Source organism: Stenotrophomonas sp. YJH_SMC_36 (assembly GCF_059369935.1).
Genome location: NZ_JCAFTD010000003.1, coordinates 423,034 through 443,621, shown reverse-complemented (window position 1 = coordinate 443,621; position 20,588 = coordinate 423,034). Strand labels below are relative to the sequence as shown.

Annotated in this window: 14 protein-coding genes and 1 tRNA gene; 4 read left to right on the top strand and 11 right to left on the bottom strand. The window is 62.6% G+C overall.

All coding sequences use genetic code 11. From position 1 onward, the window contains the following. The first annotated feature begins 175 nt into the window (after positions 1-175). Positions 176-931, top strand: a complete 756-nt coding sequence (locus AC5P76_RS08575; protein ID WP_065181603.1) for an SDR family oxidoreductase — start codon at positions 176-178, stop codon at positions 929-931. A 52-nt stretch (positions 932-983) separates the two neighbouring features. On the opposite strand, the gene AC5P76_RS08570 is transcribed toward AC5P76_RS08575, so the two are convergent. After that, a complete protein-coding gene (locus AC5P76_RS08570) occupies positions 984-1,391 on the bottom strand; it encodes a hypothetical protein (protein WP_065174466.1) in 408 nt (135 codons plus the stop codon). A gap of 183 nt (positions 1,392-1,574) precedes the next feature. Here AC5P76_RS08570 and AC5P76_RS08565 point away from each other — a divergent pair, with 183 nt between their 5' ends. Together AC5P76_RS08565 and AC5P76_RS08560 are read left to right on the top strand one after the other, a co-directional pair. Further along, the gene (locus tag AC5P76_RS08565) at positions 1,575-1,967 is read left to right on the top strand and encodes a DoxX family protein (RefSeq protein WP_065174465.1); all 393 of its coding nucleotides are present in this window, start codon (positions 1,575-1,577) and stop codon (positions 1,965-1,967) included. Positions 1,968-2,145: 178 nt separating this feature from the next. After that, entirely contained in the window at positions 2,146-2,763 is a 618-nt protein-coding gene (locus AC5P76_RS08560; RefSeq protein WP_111186239.1) for a hypothetical protein, read from the top strand. A gap of 177 nt (positions 2,764-2,940) precedes the next feature. Here AC5P76_RS08560 and AC5P76_RS08555 read toward each other — a convergent pair whose 3' ends face one another. From AC5P76_RS08555 to dtd, 10 genes are all read right to left on the bottom strand, one after another. Continuing rightward, positions 2,941-4,578 (bottom strand): hypothetical protein, encoded by a 1,638-nt coding sequence (locus tag AC5P76_RS08555; protein WP_253119224.1) that lies wholly within the window; start codon positions 4,576-4,578, stop codon positions 2,941-2,943. Between the two features lie 61 nt (positions 4,579-4,639). Beyond that, positions 4,640-7,765, bottom strand: a complete 3,126-nt coding sequence (locus AC5P76_RS08550) for a DEAD/DEAH box helicase (protein WP_253119225.1) — start codon at positions 7,763-7,765, stop codon at positions 4,640-4,642. Between the two features lie 432 nt (positions 7,766-8,197). Further along, positions 8,198-8,974, bottom strand: a complete 777-nt coding sequence (locus AC5P76_RS08545; RefSeq protein WP_253119228.1) for an NYN domain-containing protein — start codon at positions 8,972-8,974, stop codon at positions 8,198-8,200. Positions 8,975-9,176: 202 nt separating this feature from the next. After that, complete coding sequence (locus AC5P76_RS08540; protein ID WP_253119229.1) at positions 9,177-12,791, bottom strand: AAA family ATPase; 3,615 nt, start codon at positions 12,789-12,791, stop codon at positions 9,177-9,179. A gap of 83 nt (positions 12,792-12,874) precedes the next feature. Further along, positions 12,875-13,741, bottom strand: coding sequence for a hypothetical protein (locus AC5P76_RS08535; RefSeq protein ID WP_253119231.1), 867 nt, complete (start codon positions 13,739-13,741; stop codon positions 12,875-12,877). Positions 13,742-14,023: 282 nt separating this feature from the next. Beyond that, positions 14,024-15,235, bottom strand: a complete 1,212-nt coding sequence (locus AC5P76_RS08530; RefSeq protein WP_253119233.1) for a tyrosine-type recombinase/integrase — start codon at positions 15,233-15,235, stop codon at positions 14,024-14,026. A gap of 177 nt (positions 15,236-15,412) precedes the next feature. Continuing rightward, positions 15,413-15,488 (bottom strand) — tRNA-Ile (locus AC5P76_RS08525). 65 nt (positions 15,489-15,553) lie between these two features. Next, entirely contained in the window at positions 15,554-16,954 is a 1,401-nt protein-coding gene (gene yjjJ, locus AC5P76_RS08520; protein ID WP_253119235.1) for a type II toxin-antitoxin system HipA family toxin YjjJ, read from the bottom strand. Between the two features lie 199 nt (positions 16,955-17,153). Beyond that, positions 17,154-19,007: an RNA polymerase sigma factor RpoD gene (rpoD, locus tag AC5P76_RS08515; protein ID WP_053517130.1), complete on the bottom strand. Its 1,854-nt coding sequence runs from the start codon at positions 19,005-19,007 to the stop codon at positions 17,154-17,156. Between the two features lie 92 nt (positions 19,008-19,099). Next, complete coding sequence (gene dtd / locus AC5P76_RS08510; protein WP_053517128.1) at positions 19,100-19,540, bottom strand: D-aminoacyl-tRNA deacylase; 441 nt, start codon at positions 19,538-19,540, stop codon at positions 19,100-19,102. 61 nt (positions 19,541-19,601) lie between these two features. On the opposite strand from dtd, the gene AC5P76_RS08505 reads away from it, so the two are divergent. Further along, complete coding sequence (locus tag AC5P76_RS08505; protein WP_495222723.1) at positions 19,602-20,522, top strand: lauroyl acyltransferase; 921 nt, start codon at positions 19,602-19,604, stop codon at positions 20,520-20,522. Positions 20,523-20,588: the final 66 nt, after the last annotated feature.

Here is a 20,588-nt window from a genome sequence, read left to right as displayed (position 1 = left end):
CCCCGCAACGGCGCTGCCGCAGGCGTTATCGTCATCCAACGCGCCCACAGCCGGGAGGGCCTCAGCAGAGGAAACCCGGGCGACAGGCGCCACGGTACTGCCCTGCCCTTCGCTCCTGCGGGAGTGGATGCATCACGCCGTGGCCTTTCCCAAGACCCTCTGGAAAGGCACTCCCATGAACCTCACCGGCAACACCATCCTCATCACCGGCGGCAGCCGCGGCATCGGCCGTGCGTTGGCCGAGGCGCTCCACGACCGCGGCAACCAGGTCATCATCACCGGCCGCGACCGGGCACTGCTGCAGGCGATCGGCGAGCAGCGCCCGGGCCTCGTCGCCCTGCCGCTGGAGCTGGGCGATCCTGCATCACTGGCGGACCTGGCCGAGATCGTCCATGCCCGCTTCCCCGGCCTCAACGTGCTCATCGCCAACGCGGGCATCTCCCGCCCGGAAAACCTGGCCAGCGGACACTGGGACGACTTCGATGCCGAAGCCATCATCGACACCAACATCCTGGGGGTGCTCCGCACCGTTGCCACGTTCCTGCCGTTGCTGACACAACAACGCAGCGCCACCTTGATGGCCACCGGTTCTGCGCTCGCCTTCCTGCCACTGGCCAGCTTCCCGACCTACTGCGCCAGCAAGGCGTTCCTGCATTCGTGGCTGGTATCGCTGCGTCATCAGCTTCGCCATCTGCCGGTGGAGGTGCTGGAACTGTCGCCCCCGTATGTGCAGACCGAACTGACGGGTGAGGCGCAGGCGACCGACCCGCGCGCGATGCCCGTGCAGGAGTACGTGCAGCAGGTTCTGCTGAAGCTCGAGCGCGGGGACCACCCGCGGGGAGAGCTGCTGCTGGAGCCGGACCAGGCACGACGCTGGGCCGAACGCGATGGCACCTACGACACGCTCTTCGCACTGATGAATCCAGCCTAGCGCAGGCACGGAATGCAATGGAGGCCGCCGCCGGCAGACGCCGGCGGTGGCTTCAGCGCGCGCTGCGCCGGCAGGCCGCCTGCACCAGCATCAACTGCGCGACCAGGATCAGCATCGCGCATCCCGACAGCAACCACGGGTCGATGTACCACTGCGCGTTGAAGCTGAAGCTGCCTGAGGAAATGCGCTTCCAGCCGTTGAAGTGCTGCATCGCCGCCACCACGAACGCGAAGCCTCCCGCGGAGAAGGAGAGCCAGGGCACGACGATGCCGCCGGGCCGCGCGAACAGGGTCAGCACCCCCAGCACGCCGATGACCGTGCGCTGCACACGGCAATAGGGACAGACGTAGGCCAGCCCGCTCCACTCCACCGACCACGCCAGCAGGCTCACCAGCACAGCCACGGCGCCTGCGATGTACAGGGTCTTCGCTGGAATCGTCATGCCGCCATCGTCTGCCATCCTGTGCCTCCTTCGTCGCCGGACCCGCGCAGGGTAGCGTGAAACGCGCCGTATGACCCCACCCCGCAGCCCTGTGCCCGCAATGCTCTCAACGCGGGCTTCACCGGCTCTGGAGTCCGATCGGCCCATCTCCTGTGCCCTCGCGCACGGCCACCCTGCCTGTCTCCGCCTGAGGATATCGACGTGAACCACTCATCGCCTCCCCTTGCCATACTCGTTGCACGCGTACTGCTGATGCTGCTGTTCCTGGTCTCCGGCCTTGGCAAACTCGGCAACCTGGCCGGCACACAGAGCTACATGGAGACGATGGGCGTGCCCGGCATCCTGCTGTGGCCAACCATCGCGTTCGAGATCATTACCGGCCTGTGCATCCTGCTGGGCTTCCAGACCCGTCTGGTCGCCGCGGTCCTGGCCGCCTTCAGCCTGGTGACCGCCTTCATCTTCCATCACCAGTTCAACGATCCCACCCAGCAGATCATGTTCCTGAAGAACATGGGCATCGCCGGTGGCTTCATTCTGCTGGCCTGCACCGGCGCCGGCCGCTACAGCATCGATGGTCGCCGGCGTCGCGGATGAGGGCACCCTCGTCCATCTGAGGCTGACGGGGGTGGCAGCGTGTCGTTTTTCACCGCTCCCCCGCCTTCGCGATCTGCGCCGGCGCGCGACACCGCGCCGGTTGCGGGCCCCTGCCTTGCCTGCATCGGCGAGCCTGTGATTACGTGGTGCTCCAGATCGGCAACGCGCAAGGTCCTGCATGAGCGACACGGTGGATACCTTCTGCCCCTGGATCATCGGCCGTCCCTGCCTGCCGGTCGGCGAATGGGCGGACTGGTCACAGGTGCTGGTGGCAGTGGTGATCGGCTTCGCTGCCATCTATGTGCCCTGGCAGATGTCCCGCGCGCAGACCCAGCGCCGCATCACCACCTCGCTGACACTGTGCGGCATCACCCTCTTCCAGTTCCTGCAGGCGGCGAAGCTGGCCACGGATCGATCCGGCGACACACAGCTGTATCGCTACCACCGCACCTGCGGCATGGACATGCTCAACTCGCTGCGTCAGATTCCAACGCACGAGCTGATCGACTGGGATGTGATCCACGCACGTATCCATCTGGAGATGCGCTGCGTGCAGCTGATCGAGTACGCCGACAACTGGCATATCGAGCAGGAGGGCTTCGCGCGCCTGCCCGACAGTACGCTGGAGGAGCTGGCGCACCGCATCGGCCTGCTCCATGCAAGCCTGGATGAGGTGCGCGGCCTGCTGTTGCGCAGGCGGATGTTCTGGCCATGGCTCTCGCGCCGGGTCGTTGCCTTCGAGCGGCTGCCGACAGCGCCCGGGCCGGTCAGCCGGAGCGCATCAGCGATCCAGTAAGGGTGGCCGACGCCAAGCCCGTTCATCACACGGTGGGGACCGTACCCCCATCGATCCGATACTCCGCCCCTGCCGCGTCATGTTCTTTCGATCAGCAAGAGCGACGGTGCGCCCGAGGATTTCGCTTGGCGTTTCTGCGCGCGCCAAGCGCTGCTTCCTTCTGAAGCGGTTGTGAAATTATCTATCTGCGTCCCTGTCCGCTTCTTCGACAACTTCTCTCCCACTGATTGGTTCAAGTGTTGCACTGCGCATTACGCGCCCGATGTTGGCCGCGTTCTGGCTTAGACCGTAGGCAACGGAGAGGCGATCGAATCCAGAGTAGAAACTACCAACGACATCGTGGGGCATGACCAGCTCCGAAACCTGGAACTTGATACCCATTACGTTTGCAGCCTCCACGGCAATGCGTTCGAACCGCTTCTTCAACGAGGGGATACGGCTGCCGCCACCACACAAGAACAGGCGAACATTCTCAGACCTACGGAAAGCCGGCGACGTTGGGTATGTCCCCTTTGCCATAAGGGTTGCCCCGTTGAATACATCGGCTACCGAACTGAGATACAAGGATCGCCTACCGCATACATCATTCGCCGCGCAGTTAAGCCTTCGCCCGGCCTCTTCGTCTGAGATCGAAGAGTCGCCATCCGTCCAAACGGGACGGCCTGCCGCGCCGGACAAAGCAGCAATGAGATAATGCGCACCAAGCCTGTCCACCTCGGAGGCGAAGATAGGCAAGAGCGCTTCGCCATCCTTCATGAATACATTGAAGTAGGCGACGTCCAGCGTTCCCGCCCCGATATCGACAAGCGCATGCAGGTCTTCCCTGCGCTCCGGCGACAACAGGTAGGAGTACAGCTGGCAAGCGAACTCAGGGAAGACGTCCACGGCGGGCCTATCGACCTGGTCCGTCATTCGCAAGGCCTCAAGTGCCGCCACTCGCGTCACCGGCCCTGGCATGCAAGCCAGCACTCTCGCTGCCTGCGCTACCGTCTTGAAGGTCTCGGCGGTGGCGTCGCTGTCCCACGACTTCGTGGGCAGACCGACGTGCAAGCGCCATCGAAGGCCCTTGTCGACGTCGCGATTTGTCCGTCGCAACCATCCATTCACATAACGGAACGCCAAGGCGATGAAGATCACCGCGTCCGACATGCGCCCATCTATGCTCGTCACCTCGGAAGACAGCAGCTGGAGCTTGATGCCTTCACGGACAGACCACCCCGACGCCTCGTTTGCGCCCAACACGCAGCGCCCGTCCGACGCTTCGCTGAAGACCGACGCTAGGAGGTTGCGCTCTTCACCCTCGACGGCATCGGACCAGTCGACGGCGTGGTGATGGCCGGACCAGCGCACCACGGCCTTGGTAAAGGCGGTTCCGAAGTCCAGTCCAAGAATGGCAAGCCTTCCGCCCTTGTCCTCGACCACCGGAGCAAGCCCGGCAAAGGCACGGGGACGTGACATCGCAGCGACAATTCGCAGATCATGCACATCGGCCGAGGCCTCGAACAGGCGTTGCCTCAAGCTCTTTACGATGAGCACCGGGCCAGGCTGCGGAATGCGGCGCGGCGACGGTTTGACGATCCGAGGCGCGGGAGCGTGCACTACAGGCTTCTCGTCGGGTGGAGACACGCCCGGGTTCTTCTGGCGCTTCTCATAGCCCGTCGAGGTGCCATTCGTGACTTTCACCTCGCCACCGCCGCGCTTCCAGCTGCGAAGCGTTCGCTCGATAGGTCGATTGCCACCGGATTTCGTCAGGTCACCCTCGGTGTCAGGCACTGTTGGTGACACTTCGGGCCTGGATGCCTTCCACTTCGCCATGAAGTCCGGTGCGAAATCCCCTAGTGTCGGTTTCGACTTGCCTTTCCCCCTGTCCATTCGATCAGCCCCTAATCCTGACGAATCCTGAAATCAGTCCACCGCGCGTCACGCTGGGTTGCTCACGCTGATCCAGCCCGGCGACAGCCACTTCATGCTTCTGGCGCAAGTCGCGGATCTGCCCCTCCGCCATCCGCTGGTAGTTGGCGCGATGCGAATCGGCTACCCGCTGCATCGCAGCTTCGAGCTTGCCGATACGCCGCTGCAAGTGACGCGCCAAGCTTTCGCGCTGTATGCGGATGCGGTCGGCGTTCTCGGCCTGAAAGACCCTCCTGGCTTCGCGGAACTGGCGCACCAATGCCGCCTTCGTACTCTCCAGTAAGTCGGCTGCGGCCGCCTTGTCTGGCAGGCACGGACCAATGTCTACCCAGTCGCGAGTCTGCGAGCGCAGTGCGTTGACCAGGTCGAAGCCGGTCTCGCCGCCAATCGACTCGCCATTGCACACTGGAACGAAGAATGCGCGAATGGTTTCCTCTCGCCGCGCACCCTCGAACTGCCAGATCTCGGCCGCGAAGGCGTAGTCACCCGGGGGAGTGTCCAAGCCGAGTTCGGCCAGTTCCACCTCGACGGCCACCACCAAGTCGCGGTGCTGACTGCGACTCTCATGGTCAGCCATCATGCGTACCAGAGGGTGGTACTGGTTGATCAGCTCATACTTGGCCGGATGCTCGCCGCGATTGACGTGGTTGCGGATCACCACATCGCAGTCTCCGCCGCTTTCCAGCTTCGAGCGCGGCAACTGGCGGCTTTCACGGAAGCGGATCAGCCTTGCGGTGGCGTCCGCACCCAGGCGGATGCTGCCCGTGGCGCCACCGGGATCCATTCGCATGGCATACCCGGGCGCGTTCTCCTCGAGATACTCGCGGATGTGAAGCTGCAAGTCCTGGTCGGTGATGCGTCGCTGGGTGTCGCGCGCATGCGAAACCTTGTTGCGAACGAACTCGCCCAGGCCCACGAAGTCGGCTTCGTGCTCCTGGATCTCCGCCATACTCCGGCGGTTCTGCTCCATCACCGCGCGCGCCTGGTCGATGAGCCGCTCCTGCTGTTCCGGAGTCCGATGGCGGCTCAGCAGGTCATGTGTCAACAGGCTGATGCCATCCTGGAGCACGTCTTCCGTGCAGCCGAGCGCGTCCTCGAACAGCCTCAGCTTCTCGAACAGGCGGGTTAGAATGCGGTCGTCGATGGTGTCCCGGTACACCAGGTTGGCGATCGATATGGCCTGTGCTTGCTGGCCGATGCGGTCGATGCGGCCAATGCGTTGCTCCACCCGCATTGGATTCCAAGGCAGGTCGTAATTGACCAGGAAACGCATGAACTGCAGGTCTACGCCTTCTGCCGCCACTTCCGATGCTAGCAGCACCTTGTAGCGATCGGACCGGCGGAACTCATCGATGCGGGCCTGCTTGTCGTCGCCGCCCATCACGACCAGCGCCGGAATGCCCACCGATTCCAGCCGCTCCTTCAGGTAGCCAAGCGTGTCCCGGAAATAGCTGAAGACGATGCCCTTTTCCTGCGGATAGTCGCGCAAGTACTCCTTCAGCAGCGCCTCGAGCTGTTCGTACTTGGAGTCATTGGCACGTAGCACTTTCAGGTCGACATGGCCCGTCAGCGCCCGCGCGACATACCCGGAAACCGATGTCAGGTCATTGGGCTCGATGTCCTCGCCGAATGCGTCGTAAGCGAAGGCCTCGGCTTCTTCCTCGCTCCACTCACCGCCACGCCCCAGCCAGCGTGATGCGGCCGCAAACATGCAACTGGACATCTGCCGCTGTGGCGTGGCGAGAAGAAATCCCTGCACGCCACCATTGAGCAAGCCGTAGGAGATGACCGCTTCGGTCACGCGCTGGTAGAAATCCTGCTCGGCCGTAGTCATCGGCACCGGGAAGTTCTGCACCTTGCGTTCCACCCGGTTCTCGAGCACTTCGCGCTTGCGTGAGCGGACAATCACCTGACCGAGCAGATTGACGCGCTCCAGGCGATGGTTCATCGCCACGCGCTCTTCTGGCGCCAGCACCTCGGTATCGTCACGCTCGCCCAGGCTCTCCTTGAAAAGCTTCAGGCTCTCGCTGTTGCGGAACAGCCAGTGCAGTTCGGCTTCGTCCAGCGCTTCGCGCACCATGCCAATGCTGGCCTCCGGCCGCTTGAGCTGGTTGGCCAGACGCACCAGCGGTCGGTTGGCGCCAAGCACGTTCTCGAACTCGCCCTCGAACCGAAACTGGTCCGGGTCCACCAGTGAGACCAGGTTGAACAGGTCGGTGCTGCGGTTGTTGACCGGTGTCGCCGATAGCAGGACGAAGTACTCGGCCACCGGTCGCAGCAGCTGGCCCAGAAAGGCGGAAGAGGTCTGGTGATTGCGCAGGTAGTGCGCTTCGTCGATCACCACCAAGTCGAACAGGGTCTGGCCCTGCGCGTCATTAAGGTGGCGGGCCAGCCGTACGACCGCGGAGTTCGAGGTCGAGTCTTCGTCGGTGGCGTCCGTGGGCGGTCGGATGCCCTGCAGGCTGCAAATGATGGCCGGCACCTTGGGCGCTGCATCGCCTTGCTGCAGATGTTGCAACAGCTCCTTGGCGGTCATGACCTGCGCGGTGGTTCCGAAGCGGCGATACAGCTCCTGCTTCCACTTGTCGGTCAGCACCGCAGGGCAGACCACCAACAGGCGGGTTGCATGGGTGCGGAAGCGGAGTTCGGTCCAGATCAGTCCGGCCTCGATGGTCTTGCCCAGGCCGACCTCGTCGGCGATCAGCACACCCTTGGAAGGGGAGTCCAGCAGCGCAAGCAGTGGCTTGAACTGATGCGGCATGAACTGAGTATCGGTCGTATCCAGACTGTAGATCATTTCCGATAGTTGGCCGGCCAGCTGGACGGAGGTCAGGCGCTTGCGCAGGTGCGAGGCGCTGGCGAACTTGCCCGCCAGCACCTGCTCACGGTCGTCGAGCTCAGTGTCGGCGGGTTCGAGGTCTTCAGCCATTTCAAAACGGGGCTGGTGACCGGGGAAGCGGACCTGCACCATGAGTCCATCGCCGTCGTCTCGGGTGCGTCCCGTGGACTCACCGACCAGGCCAGAGTCATGCCGTGAGCGGACGCGTGTTCCGGGCTGGGAAAGGCTTCGCTCGAATTCGAGCTCGGGCATAGCGTGTCTCCGATGGACGGCGGCGAATGCAGGCCCTGGGAGACACATGCACCTCCCCAAGACCGTGTTCCGTCTCCAATGATGCCTTGCCCAAGTCGCAATTCGCGAGACCTCTGCCCCCTGCATGCCACTCCAGCCGATCCGACGACCGGCGCCGCGAGGCCGAGGCACGGGAGGTTGCCGAGGGCGCACGCGCGCCGGCGGCGTACTGCGCGGCAAGGCTAAGACCCTTGCAGGAAGCGGTCTTGGCGGCACCTCAGCGCCTTGCGCGCGATCGAGCGCCGACGAGGTCCGCTCTGCATCCGGCCGCAGAGTGTCCACCTCGGGTCGGAAGCGGACATCGTGCTTAGAAGCCCACATTCACGCTGCATCGACCGCTATCGGCCCGATAGCGCACTACAGTCGGGCGGGTTCAACAACTGCACGCCGACCTCAAGCGGATGCCGCGACCGCATTTTCTGACTTGGGTGCGGCCTTAGGTTTCAGGCTCACCCAGAAGCCAGTGCCAGGTTCCTGCGTTATCAAGAGGTCGGGGTATGTCCGAACCATGTCGGAAAGAGTGGCATGACCATAGACCTTGGCAGAGAACGCCGGGTCGGTCCGCTTGAGGTATTGCCCTAGTGCCCCGAGCCCCACACGACCATCCTCCGTCCCCCCCGCAAGCATGGCCACCGCACTGATCAGGGTTTTCGGCCGCCGCTTCACTGAAGCCTTAGTCGGAGACGCTTGCATGGGCTCAACGGAATCGATCACTCCTGCCGACGGCTCCGGCCGTTGCCACGCAAAGAACTGGTCGCTCGCGTTTCGCAGTGCGTCCGGCGTCTTTGTTTCGCCAACAATGTAGACCGTCGCGCCGCGCTCCCGGAGCTTTCTGCACAAGTAGGCAAAGTCTGAGTCGCTCGTAACCAAGCAAAACGTATCGGCCCGGCCATCGAACATTGCTTCCACAGCATCGAGAGCCAACGCGATATCCGCCGTATTCTTGCCGGCTGCGTACTGGTACTGCAGGCATGGCGTGAAAGCGAGCCTGACGAGGGCTTCCTGCCATCGATTGGCTAGAGTCGAATGGTTACCGTAGCCGCGTCTCAGGACCACGCGACCGAACTGGGCCACTACCTGCAAAGCGTGCTCAAGAATTTCTGGACTCGTATTGTCGCAATCGACCAGGACCGCGACCCGCCCGTCGCTGTTAGGTGGAAAAGTCGCCATAGTCGGCCAGCCCCCTTAGTGAAAAAATCGCATGATCTAGCTATTCAATGTCGACGGCCAGGCGTCACCATTTCATCCGTCCGGTAATAGGACTTGGAGCGTTGTCCAGACCAGGAACGTCAACTTTGGGGCAAGTGGCGATTCTGGAGAGCCCCTAAGTCGCACTAGGCACATCTTCGCCATAAGACTCACTCGTTCTTCTTCATGACACAGGCGCCGAATCGTCCTCCTCCCGCTCGACCTTCACTACATCAATGATCGCGGCGATAATTGATGCCGCCCGCTCTGATAGATCAGCAGATTCCTCAGTAATGAACAGTCGTCCAGGAAAGTGTCGTTCGTACCAGAGTTTCTTCGCTTCCCATCGCAGCCGATAGTCCGCCCGATCAAGCATGCCGAGATGCTCCCAGAAGTACACTTCGCCTTGCCACCGGATACTAAAGTCAGGGAGATGCATGCTGCCATCTGCTGCGACCAGCGGCATTTCATAAGCGAAGTCGATGCCACGGTCATGCAGGATGTTGGAGATGATTACTTCTGACTTGCTGCGGACCATGTCTCCCGCAAGAGTTCTGTGAATCTTGCCTGCCTCATACCAGTCCGATTTGGTGATGAAATCGGGCGCGACCGGACTGAATCGAAACAACGACGAATTGATGGTCTTCAGCGCGGACTGCTCCGGCCGCATCGCATTGACCAGCGTCTCCACGCCGCCCTGCACGAAAAGGGTGCAATGCTGCGACGCTCGAGTCAGCGCCGTATAGATCAGCTCCTTGTATTGCGCCGACACTCGTCCCGTCGGCAGCACGAAATGGACCCGGTCGAATTCACTGCCCTGGGCTTTGTGGACGGAAATTGCGTAGGCCAGCTCCAGGTTCTGTTCCGGTTTGTTGCGGGAATCGTAGTTCACACTCAGGTGCGCCTTTCCAGAGAACTTCACCGAGAACTCGGAAACGCGCTTGCGCGAGTGGAGGGCCGTCGTCCATTTCCCAGTCGGCACCACGAAGCCAATTTCGCCGTTGAAGACCTCGACCTTCTCCGTGGATCGCTTTTCGAAGTTGTAGCCATACAAGGGGTCTGATGCCGGGCGATTGATGACCTGGATCACCTTGTCAAAGTAGGTGATGCCGTCGAAGCTCCCATACCGATCAAGACAAGACTGGCTCTTGATCCGCTGGGCCACCAAGTTGATAGCGTCGGTGCCGTACAGATCTCCACGGACCGGCGAGAGGATCTGCACGCAATTAATGTTGTGCTTGAAAGCATCCGACCACACCTGGGCGACCTCTACCCCTTCGCTCGGATCTCCCTGTACAAGGTCGCGTGTGACTTGCGCCATGAGCTGCTGCTGCATGACTTCGGGATCACTCCAGTAAATAACTCGGAGGTCTTTGTCGATGTCGCCGCCCTCATGCAGCCGCTCGATCAGATCCTTACGAGAGATTGCGCTCTCTCCGGACTCGTCCTCGTTCCCCGTGACCGCCTCGTTGATGAACTGGTCGGCCAGCGTCAGGATGGCGGCGCCCCTATTGGACGCACGGTTCTCCATCTGCCTCAAGTTGATGCGCAACGAAACTAGAAGCTCCGGGTAGTGCGCACGCAACCACGACACAATTTCGGCGTAGGCCTTACCGATGCCGATCGGCGGAAGCTGCGCGGCATCCCCCACCAGCACTAGCCGCTTCACGGCGTGCCAGTTGATGGCGCGAAACAGGGCCGCCATTAACCCCAGATCGATCATCGAGCACTCGTCGATGATCAGCGTCCCATAGTCCTGGACCGCCTTGCCGCCAGCAGGCTTGAAGGTCATGTTGGGATTGAGCCATCCATGACTGGCCAGCAGCGAATGGATGGTGCGCGTGGTGACACCGCCGACACCCGCTCGCTGAAGCGTCGAACGCAGCTTGTCGGTTGCCTTGCCCGTCGGCGCCAGCACCGCGACACCCGCACCTTCGCCTTCCACTTTGCGGATTGCCCGTATCAGCGTGGAAACCACCGTCGTCTTTCCCGTGCCCGCGCCGCCGGTAATCGCGGCGAATCTCTTGTCCAGAATGCGTGCGCAGGCTTGCTGCTGTTCGTGGACTGCGTTGCTGTATTCGTCCCGGGCGGACGCTGCCAGGCGGCTGCTCTCGTCGAACAGGCACTGCTGCCAGAAGTCGGGGCCTACAGGGCGCTTGAGGGGGAGATCGCTTCCCGTCAATCGATCGGAGATGACGCGCTCGACAAAGCGCTCATCCTCCCAGACGCGCTTGTCGTAGTAGTAGGAAACCCCAAGCTCGCTGCGCCGATAGAGCGCATCCGAGTGGAAGTCGGCATCCACCACCAAGTACTTTTCGGTAAGCAGGTTCTGCTTCCACTCGGGTTGTGCCTTGATACGGCGATTGACCTTGCCGAGCAGGACATCGGCCCGCAAGAAGGTTTGCTGACTCTCGCCCTTCAGGGTTTCCAACAGAAGGGCGCGCAGCCGCTCCGGGTCGGATTTGTCGAAACGTGGCGTCGCGGGCAGCTCTGGCGAGGGCAGCATGCCGCGATCCACCTTGCTCCAACGGATTCGGTCCGTCGCATCCTCGCCCTGGTACTGCTCTGCGAGCAGGTATGGATTCCGGTGAATCTCTTCCAGGCTCGCCCGGATTCCCCACTGCGCTCGCTCTGCGTCGGCAATTCGTTCAAGTTGATTGGCCGACAGTGCGATTCGCGCGAAGGTATCCAGCCAAAGCGCCTGCGGGCCCTCCATCGTCAGGAGAATCTTGCGGCGAACTCCGGCGGGATTATTTGGGCGGTAGCCAAGGACCTGTTCACCGCCCTGCACGAAGCGCTGGATATCGGCGACCGCTTCCTGCTCATGGCCCGACTCCACCGCTTTCCGGAAGGGCTCGACGACGTCACTCAGCCCGATCGCTTCCAGCACAGCGGGCATGCCTGGGAAAGCGCCTCGGCTTTGCCAGAGCTCCGCGATGAGCGACTGCAGCCAAGTGATCCGCTGGTCCCAGTTTTCGCTGGCGTCCTTCAGGTCCTCACGAACCGTCTGGAAGGCTTCCAGCAATTGTTCCAGCAGCCCCAGCGCTTCGTCGTCGCTGACATGCCGCGTGGCGTACTTACAGAGCGCGGCGTTCTCGGGGACCACCGCGAATGTCCGCAGCACATCCGGCTGATCAATGTATCGGTGGTAGGGCAGGCGAACGCCCTGTTCCGGGAAGTCGGCCGTGACCGCGCGCTGCCACACAAACCCTTTGTAACGCTCCAGCGTTCGGTCTGAGCAATCCTCGTAGTACAGCGTCGGCCCCACCGCCTTGACCCGCGCGACGCCGATCAGGAGGTAGGCCGGATTCTCATCGGTGCTGCATGGATTGGAGTAGTTCGCGTAGTAGAAGACGAGACTGCGGCCGGGCTCAACGCTCTCGAAGTACTCCTCCGCGTATTTCAGGCGCAGGTCGTAATCGAAGGTGCCATCGGGACGCTTTACTCCTGGCTTGTTGTACATGGCCTCGTAGGGCCACACGCACGCTGTGTGCGATGGCAGATCCCAGTATCGAGTCTTGGTTTCGTCTCGAAAAAAGCCAGGCGGGTCGGCGTGTACCCGGGTTTCGAATTCCGCGAAAGCACTGGCGCTGTACATGCAGGGCGGAGCCCGATCGAGTTCGGGAAACGGCACGCCCGCATGGCGCTTTTCCCATGCCAGGTCGCGCTGCTCACGAATCATCTCACCCGGGTAAGAGGCGCATCCCACGCAATAGGAGTTGCGTTCGGGCTTGCTGCAGACGCGGCCGCTCCAACCGTCGTTGTGCCATGCCAATCGCAGAGTCAAATGATTTCCCATGCCCAATCTCCTCGCCCTCGCGAATCCCACAGAACGCTATTGCGGCGACTGAGTCGCCTTGTCTTTCACCCGATCCGCTTAAGCTAGTGAAGTATTCCGACTCCCTCCTTGCGACGAAGGAACGATGCGAGCTGGGGATAGGATTTGAGCTTGGTTGTTTGCGAGCAAGGATGCTGCGGGCATCGCAAATGGTACCTGTCCAGTAATGGCAGATCGTCGGGGCCGTGCTTTTCGCGCAACACCATCGGAGTGGCGTGGACCGGACAGAGAATATCTAAATCAGTTTGACCAAGGTGACTTGAAACCCGCCTGCCCGTGCTCTTTTGAATGCTGGCATCCGATGCGATAGTGGTTAGGTCTACGTTATCAATCGCTATCTCGGGGATGTCAGTCTTATGCAGCAGGGCGAGGTCATTAGGCGCGAACTGCTGTGTACGGTGACAATGACCGCCATAAAAACCGGTGCATTGCCAGAAAAAGTCGGTGAATTGCGGTGATTGCACCGTTCTATGCTGAAGCTTCATTGGCCGCGAGCATACAGAACACTCCTTCTTAAGCGTCACCAGTCCTACGTGGTAGAGAAGCTTGTTTTCGCCACCCGGCATCAGTCTGGACTCAGTGAACGCGTCTGGCGCGCCGGCTAGTTCCGCTGAAGCTGTCTGCTGCTGTGCTTGTTCGTACTCGAGCAATGCTTGCCGCCGCTGAGCTTGCAAGTTTTCAAGAGCTTGCTGATCGGCGGCATTTGGGCGTTGTGCAAGTGAACGCTCTCGTCCGGATATTTCGCCCGCAATGTCCTGAAGCTTATTTGCGGCGGAACTAATGAACGAGCGCCCGGACCGCGACGATGAGAGCCCGAGCTCTTCACCTACGATCTCAACTGCCTTTTCGATCAAGCGTGTACCGACACGCACGACAAAGCTAAACAAACCGCCGAAGAGTGCTTCCAGCATCGCGCCCCCTGAAGTATCACTTGAACCCGACTAAGCGACGGATCTCTGAACCCAGTTATCCATCAGCGCGGCACACCGCGACCTGCCGCAATCCTCTGATTTGCCTTGAGCTTATTCAAGCTGCACTACGTCAACAAGTGGCGCATAACCCCTCCTGCAGGTCTTTGTACGCCCGGTGCCACCCGGTCGAACTTCGTCGCTCTCGCGGCGCACGGGAAACGAAGCGGGCAGTGCTGTCCGCGGATGGCCACAATGGATGTATAGGAGAACCCAGCGCTCCTATCACCTAGCACGCCGAAGCATAGGCACGACGTTGGCATTGAGCCGCAAGCCGTCCAAGTAGTCAGCCCACGCCTGCATCATCTTCTTGCGTTCCGCCAGGTGCGCGGTTCGGTTGTAGGCGCGCCCCAAAGGGTCTCGTACTGCATGCGCCAGCTGATGCTCGATATAGTCCGGCCGGAAGCCCAACACTTCATCCAAGACGGTCCGCGCCATAGCCCGAAATCCGTGCCCGGTGATGGTTTCGCCATTGAAGCCGAGGTAGCGCAATGCGGCATTGATGGTGTTTTCGCTCATGGGCCGTTTTGCACTCCGGCCCCCGGGGAAGACAAAATTACTTCGTCTCGTGAGCGGGTGTAGATCCTCCAGGATATCTATCGCTTGAGATGGAAGCGGCACGATGTGCGGGGTCCCGGTCTTGCTGGCAGTGAAGCGCCACTCCGCCGCGCCTAGATCAATGTCAGCCCAACGCGCCTTCCGCAACTCACCTGGTCGCACGAAGAGCATGGGCGCCAGCTTCAAAGCCGCCACGGTCACCGGCGACCCTTGGTAGGAGTACATGGCCCGAAGCAGGTCACCGATCTTCGCGGGGTCGGTCACGCTGGCAAAGTGCTTGACCTGCGGCTGCTCAAGCGCCCCCGCGAGATCGTTGGCAGGGTTGCTCTCGGCCCGACCCGTTGCGATGGCATACCGAAAGACACGCCCGGCGAACGATCGAGCGCGATGGGCCGTTTCGACCACGCCCCGCCTTTCCAGCTTCCGCAGCGACGCCAGCAACAGCGGTGCGGTCACCTCGGCGATCGGCATTCCACTGATTACCGCCAGGTCTTTCTCGATCAGCCGGCGCTCTCGCTTCACCGACCCAGGGCTCAGCCCTTCCTTCGCACGCTTGACCAGGAGCTCGGCGGCGATGGCGCCGAACGTCGTCTCCGCCTGCTCGATCTTCGCGGCCCGCTCGATCCTGGCGGCGTTCGCAGGATTTCCCCCGCCCTTTACCAAGGCACGCAGGCGGTCTCGCTCGGAGCGTGCCTCCGCCAACCCCATGGCGGGGTACTCCGCCATCGTGATGATGCTCGGCTTGCCGGCGTAGCGATATCGGTACCGCCAAGCCTTGGCGCCACTCGGGCGCACCTCGATACACAGGCCGTTGGTGTCAGCGACGCGATAAGCAGTATCGCGCGCCTTGAGTGTCCGGATCTTCGTGTCGGTGAGCATGTGAGTCAGCCACTTGTGAGTCAGCGACCCCAGCGCCGACCGTCTGACTCACAGCCTGACTCACTTTTCTGCCGGATTCAACTGGACAACCACGGACATGCACGCACAAAAAACCCCGCGATTTGCGGAGTTTTGTGCCGATAGCTGGACCAACCTGGACAACGTTGGACGCCTATGTGGTGGGCCCACCAGGATTCGAACCTGGAACCAAAGGATTATGAGTCCTCTGCTCTAACCGTTGAGCTATAGGCCCGTGCAACGGGAAAGTGTAGTTGAGTCAGGCCTTCTCTCGCCACCGACCGGCCGCAGAAGCGTGCCTCAACCGAAACGATTCCCCATGGCCCGGACCCGCGCTGCATTCTGTCCGGCCACCTCCAGCAGCACCTTGGACCGCAACAGGCCCGACGCTGCTACCCGCTCCCAGAAATCTACCGCCAGCGGAGCCGCCCAGTGCAGGTGATCCAATTGGCCTGCGCGCCGTGGTGCGACCGGGGGAAGCGGCGTTGTCGCCCGCAGAACGCCGGTTCGCGAGGGGGCCAGGGACATCGGCAGCATGTCGTAGGCAGGGGCAAGCGGCAACGCCCCGCGATCCAGCAGATGGAAGCCGACGTTGCCCTGATGCATATCGGTATTGCCAATCAATTGCCCAAAGGCGTGCAGCCGCGACAGGGCGGTTGCGGTCTCCTGATGGATCCACCGCTGCGCCAGCAACTGCTCACCCGCCTGCCCCCAATCCATGGTTACGTCACCCACATACGCCGAGGACAGGGCCAACAGCGACACGAATCCACGCCGTCCCAGTGTGCCCGGCGAGCGGTCAAACCGCTTCACCTCCAGGAAGGTGTGGCTGTCGGTCTGGATGAGCGACGATTCTGCTGCTGATACACCCGCCTCGCGCAGAACCTCAAGCGCCAGATGCTCGCAGACCAACAGGTCTGCCCACCGCTCGGCAGCCTCCCCCGCGCCCGGCAGGGCGAACTTCACCAGCGCGGCATAGCGGCCGCCATCGTGCTCGACCGTCGCGGTGAACTTGGGCTGTTCGCCGCCGGGCGAGGAGCCGACATCTTCGCCTTCCAGCGCAGCAGTTGCCCATTCGGGATAGCGCTGCTGCCGATCCTCGCTGCGCACGCGGTCCGGCGGTGTGTCCATCGTCGCAAGAGCAGACGAAACCGCGTCCCCGCCCAGCAGCAGATTGCCGACATCGGTACCACCTGCGCGCACCAGCGCCTGAAGGGTGTCGCCAAGCTGCCAGCGGTTGATGTCCTCAGGGAGGCCAAGCTCACGTCCGCGTCGGTGGGCGAACGTTCTTCCCAGGAATCCCTGTGGCCTCAGGTCATCCAGATACCAGGGCAGGCCCGGGAAGTGACCCATGATGTCGCCCTCGGGCGGGCGGACAAGATTCGGACGATCCCCTTGCGTCTGAACGTAGAAGGTGTCGCCGCGCAGTGCCACGACCTGCCCCAGCTCTTCCAGACGACCATCTTCGCGCATGCGGAAGAGAGGCCATTCGCTGCCGGCGGGGGTGTCCTGGCGCTGGGCGTAGGCAGTGGCCCGGGTGCGGCCCAGCCGCACCACCGCGCCTCCCGCGTCGGCGACCAGCCGCCCCAGGGTCGGGCGAGTGATCCCAAGGCCCGCCAGAAGATCGGCCGCCGGCACCACCTGCCCGGGGGGCAGGCGCTCCAGCAGGTCGTTGACCAGGTGAGTGCGGGGACGGGCCATGCACCAATATCGTTACGAGTTAATTTACGTATTCTTGCCACATGGTGAGGCGATGCGCAAGGCTCCGGTCAACACAATCCATTGATTGCCATAGGGTCGCGCGGTTTCACCATCCGAATTAAATTACGAATTAATTTACGAAAAAAAAGGAAAACCCCGCCGAAGCGGGGTTTTCCAGTTCACGACACAACCGCTGGAATCAATCGATATCCAGGAAGCTGCGCAGCTGTTCCGAGCGGCTCGGGTGACGCAGCTTGCGCAGCGCCTTTGCTTCGATCTGGCGGATGCGCTCGCGGGTCACGTCGAACTGCTTGCCGACCTCTTCCAGCGTGTGGTCGGTGTTCATGTCGATGCCGAAGCGCATGCGCAGCACCTTGGCTTCCCTCGGGGTGAGGCCGGCCAGCACGTCACGCACGGTTTCAGACAGATTGATGTTGGTGGTGTTCTCGATCGGGGACTCCACATTGGTGTCCTCGATGAAGTCGCCCAGATGGGAATCCTCGTCGTCGCCGATCGGGGTTTCCATCGAGATCGGCTCCTTGGCGATCTTCATCACCTTGCGGATCTTGTCTTCCGGCATGTCCATTTCCTTGGCCAGCTCCTCCGGCGTGGCCTCGCGGCCGTACTGCTGGAGCATCTGGCGGGAAATGCGGTTCAACTTGTTGATCGTCTCGATCATGTGCACCGGAATACGGATGGTGCGCGCCTGGTCGGCGATCGAGCGGGTGATGGCCTGGCGGATCCACCAGGTCGCATACGTGGAGAACTTGTAGCCGCGGCGGTACTCGAACTTGTCCACGGCCTTCATCAGGCCGATGTTGCCTTCCTGGATCAGGTCGAGGAACTGCAGGCCGCGGTTGGTGTACTTCTTGGCGATCGAGATCACCAGGCGCAGGTTGGCCTCGACCATTTCCTTCTTGGCCTTGCGCGCCTTGGCTTCACCGTAGGCCATGGCACGGCTGATTTCCTTCAGCTCTTCCAGGTCCAGCTGGGTCAGCTTCTCGATGTCGATCGTGGCCTGCTGTTCGGCAATGATCTGGTCCTTCACCTCACGCAGCGCCGACGACCACTTCTGCTTGCGCTTCAGTGCGTCTTCCACCCACTCCAGGTTGGTCTGGTTGCCTTCCCAGGAGCGGATGAAATCCTTGCGCGGCATGCGCGCGGTGACGGTGGCCAGGTTCAGCACGCGGCGCTCATGGCTCTTGATCTCGGCCATGGTGTCGCGCAGCTGCTTGGTCAGCACGTCGGTCAGCGGCAGCGGCAGCTTCAGGGTGACGAACACGGCCGACATCTCTTCGCGCAGGCGCGGCAGATTCTTCTTGTCGCCCTTGCCGGCGGCCTTCTTGAAGGCATTGAAGGCATCGCTCAGCGCCTGCATGCGCGCGGCGACTTCCTCCGGGTCCGGACCGGTCGGTGCGGCTTCCTCATCGGCGCCGTCGACATCATCGTCCTCGTCCTCGTCGGCTTCGGCGTCGGCATCGTCGCTGTCATCGGCGGCGGCCGCCGGCGGAGCCGGCTCTTCGTCGGTCAGGTCATTGAAGCCGACGATCACTTCGGCCAGGCGCTTCTTGCCTTCCTTGTGGGCTTCGTAATCGGACAGCAGCGATTCGACCGACACCGGGAACTGGCCCAGTGCGGCCTGTACCTGGCCCAGGCCTTCTTCGATGCGCTTGGCGATGGCGATTTCGCCTTCGCGGGTCAGCAGCTCGACAGTACCCATTTCGCGCATGTACATGCGCACCGGGTCGGTGGTACGGCCACCTTCGGTGTCGAGCGCGCTCAGCGCGGCAGCGGCTTCTTCGGCCGCGGTGTCGTCGACTTCGCGGTTGCCGGTGTTGCCGTCGTTGAGGAGGAGAGTCTCCACATCCGGCGCAACTTCATGGACATCAATGCCCATGCCGTTGATCATGCCGATGATGTCTTCGATCTGTTCCGGATCGACCATGTCGTCCGGCAGATGGTCATTGACTTCGGCGTAGGTCAGGTAGCCCTGTTCCAGGCCCTTGCTGATCAGTTGCTTGATTTCGGATTGGGCAGGACGTTCGTTGGCCATGTAGTGCTCGCGCCACCGGCTGGGTAGGAAATAGGGAACGTAGCATTATACCAGCCCGGGGCCCCGCCTGCCGGGCGGTGGTCCCGGCGGCTTCAGGGCCTGAGAAGGAAGGTCACGGGACCATCATTGACCAGGCTGACGATCATATGGGCACCAAAGCGGCCCGTTTCCACCCCTGGCGCGTGATTTTCACGGCAGATGTCGACAAATCGATTGAACCCGCGTTCAGCCTCGGCCGGCGGCGCCGCAGTGGTGAAGCTGGGGCGCATGCCCGACCGGGTGTCGGCCGCCAGGGTGAACTGGCTGACCAGCAGCAGGCCGCCGCCGGTATCGCGCAGCGAGCGGTTCATCTTCCCGGCTTCATCGGCAAACACCCGGTAGCCCAGCAGGCGCTCGGCCATGCGCTGCAGCTGCGGCTCGGTGTCGCCCGGCTCCATCCCCACCAGGGCCAGCAGGCCTGGGCCGATCTGGCCGACGGCCTCGCCATCGACGTGGACGGCGGCTTGGCTGACGCGTTGGATCAGGACGAGCATCTGTGGGTTTCCGGTCAGGGGGCCGGCCACGATAGCAGCGCCCTTGGCTAAACTTGCGTGGATGAACCCGCAACGCAAAGCCCGGCTGGCCTATCGCGCCACCACCCTGTTCACGCGCCTGCCCTGGCCGCTGCTGCGCGGCGTCGCGCAGGCCCTGGCTTGGGCTTGGATCCGTCTCAACGCCCGTGAGAGTCGCGTCACCCGCCGCAACCTGGAGCTGGCCTATCCGGATCTGGACCCCGTTGCGCGCGAGCGCCTGCATCGCGATCTGCTGCGCTCCACCGCCCTGCAGGCCATCGAGACCCTGCGCCTGTGGAGCCGCCCGCCGGCCGAGAACCTGCGCCTGCACCTGAAGCAGCGTCACGGTGAAGCGCTGTATGACGCGGCGCTGGCCAGCGGCAGGGGCGTGATCGTGGCCGCGCCGCACTTCGGCAACTGGGAGCTGCTGAACCAGTGGCTGGCCTCGCGCGGACAGATCGCCATCGTCTACAAGCCGCCGGAGGATGAAGCCAGCGACGCGTTCCTGCAGCTGGTGCGGGGGGGACAGAACGTGCAGCAGGTGCGCGCCGAGGGCCCGGCGGTGCGCCAGTTGTTCAAGGTACTCAAGGATGGTGGCGCCACCGGCATCCTGCCGGACCAGCAGCCGAAGGCCGGTGACGGCGTGTTCGTTCCGTTCTTCGGTGTGCGGGCGCTGACCATGACCCTGGTCAACCGCCTGGCCGAACGCACCGGCGCCATCGTCCTGTATGGCTGGTGCGAGCGCATTGGGCCGGACATGGAATTCGCCCTGCACGTCGAGCCGGCCGACCCCGCAGTGGCCGACCCGGACCCGCAGACTGCGGCCACCGCCCTCAACGCCGGGATCGAACGCATCGCCCGCCGCGATCCGGCGCAGTACCAGTGGACCTACAAGCGCTATACGCTGCGGCCACCGGGCAGCGGCGAGGATGACCCCTACGCGACCGAGGAACACCCCCACTGAGTCCCACCGTGCCGCCCTGCGACCGGCGGCCGCAGCACGTTGAATACGACGCCGGCGCCCCCATAG

What these genes read in the sequence shown, in the direction of transcription:
- AC5P76_RS08575 (WP_065181603.1), top strand. Translation starts at nt 176, where the DNA reads ATGAACCTCACCGGCAACACCATCCTCATCACCGGCGGCAGCCGCGGC.
- AC5P76_RS08560 (WP_111186239.1), top strand. Translation starts at nt 2,146, where the DNA reads ATGAGCGACACGGTGGATACCTTCTGCCCCTGGATCATCGGCCGTCCC.
- rpoD (WP_053517130.1), bottom strand. Translation starts at nt 19,007, where the DNA reads ATGGCCAACGAACGTCCTGCCCAATCCGAAATCAAGCAACTGATCAGC.
- AC5P76_RS08550 (WP_253119225.1), bottom strand. Translation starts at nt 7,765, where the DNA reads ATGCCCGAGCTCGAATTCGAGCGAAGCCTTTCCCAGCCCGGAACACGC.
- AC5P76_RS08535 (WP_253119231.1), bottom strand. Translation starts at nt 13,741, where the DNA reads ATGCTGGAAGCACTCTTCGGCGGTTTGTTTAGCTTTGTCGTGCGTGTC.
- AC5P76_RS08555 (WP_253119224.1), bottom strand. Translation starts at nt 4,578, where the DNA reads ATGGCGAAGTGGAAGGCATCCAGGCCCGAAGTGTCACCAACAGTGCCT.
- yjjJ (WP_253119235.1), bottom strand. Translation starts at nt 16,954, where the DNA reads ATGGCCCGTCCCCGCACTCACCTGGTCAACGACCTGCTGGAGCGCCTG.
- AC5P76_RS08505 (WP_495222723.1), top strand. Translation starts at nt 19,602, where the DNA reads ATGAACCCGCAACGCAAAGCCCGGCTGGCCTATCGCGCCACCACCCTG.
- AC5P76_RS08530 (WP_253119233.1), bottom strand. Translation starts at nt 15,235, where the DNA reads ATGCTCACCGACACGAAGATCCGGACACTCAAGGCGCGCGATACTGCT.
- dtd (WP_053517128.1), bottom strand. Translation starts at nt 19,540, where the DNA reads ATGCTCGTCCTGATCCAACGCGTCAGCCAAGCCGCCGTCCACGTCGAT.
- AC5P76_RS08540 (WP_253119229.1), bottom strand. Translation starts at nt 12,791, where the DNA reads ATGGGAAATCATTTGACTCTGCGATTGGCATGGCACAACGACGGTTGG.
- AC5P76_RS08545 (WP_253119228.1), bottom strand. Translation starts at nt 8,974, where the DNA reads ATGGCGACTTTTCCACCTAACAGCGACGGGCGGGTCGCGGTCCTGGTC.
- AC5P76_RS08570 (WP_065174466.1), bottom strand. Translation starts at nt 1,391, where the DNA reads ATGGCAGACGATGGCGGCATGACGATTCCAGCGAAGACCCTGTACATC.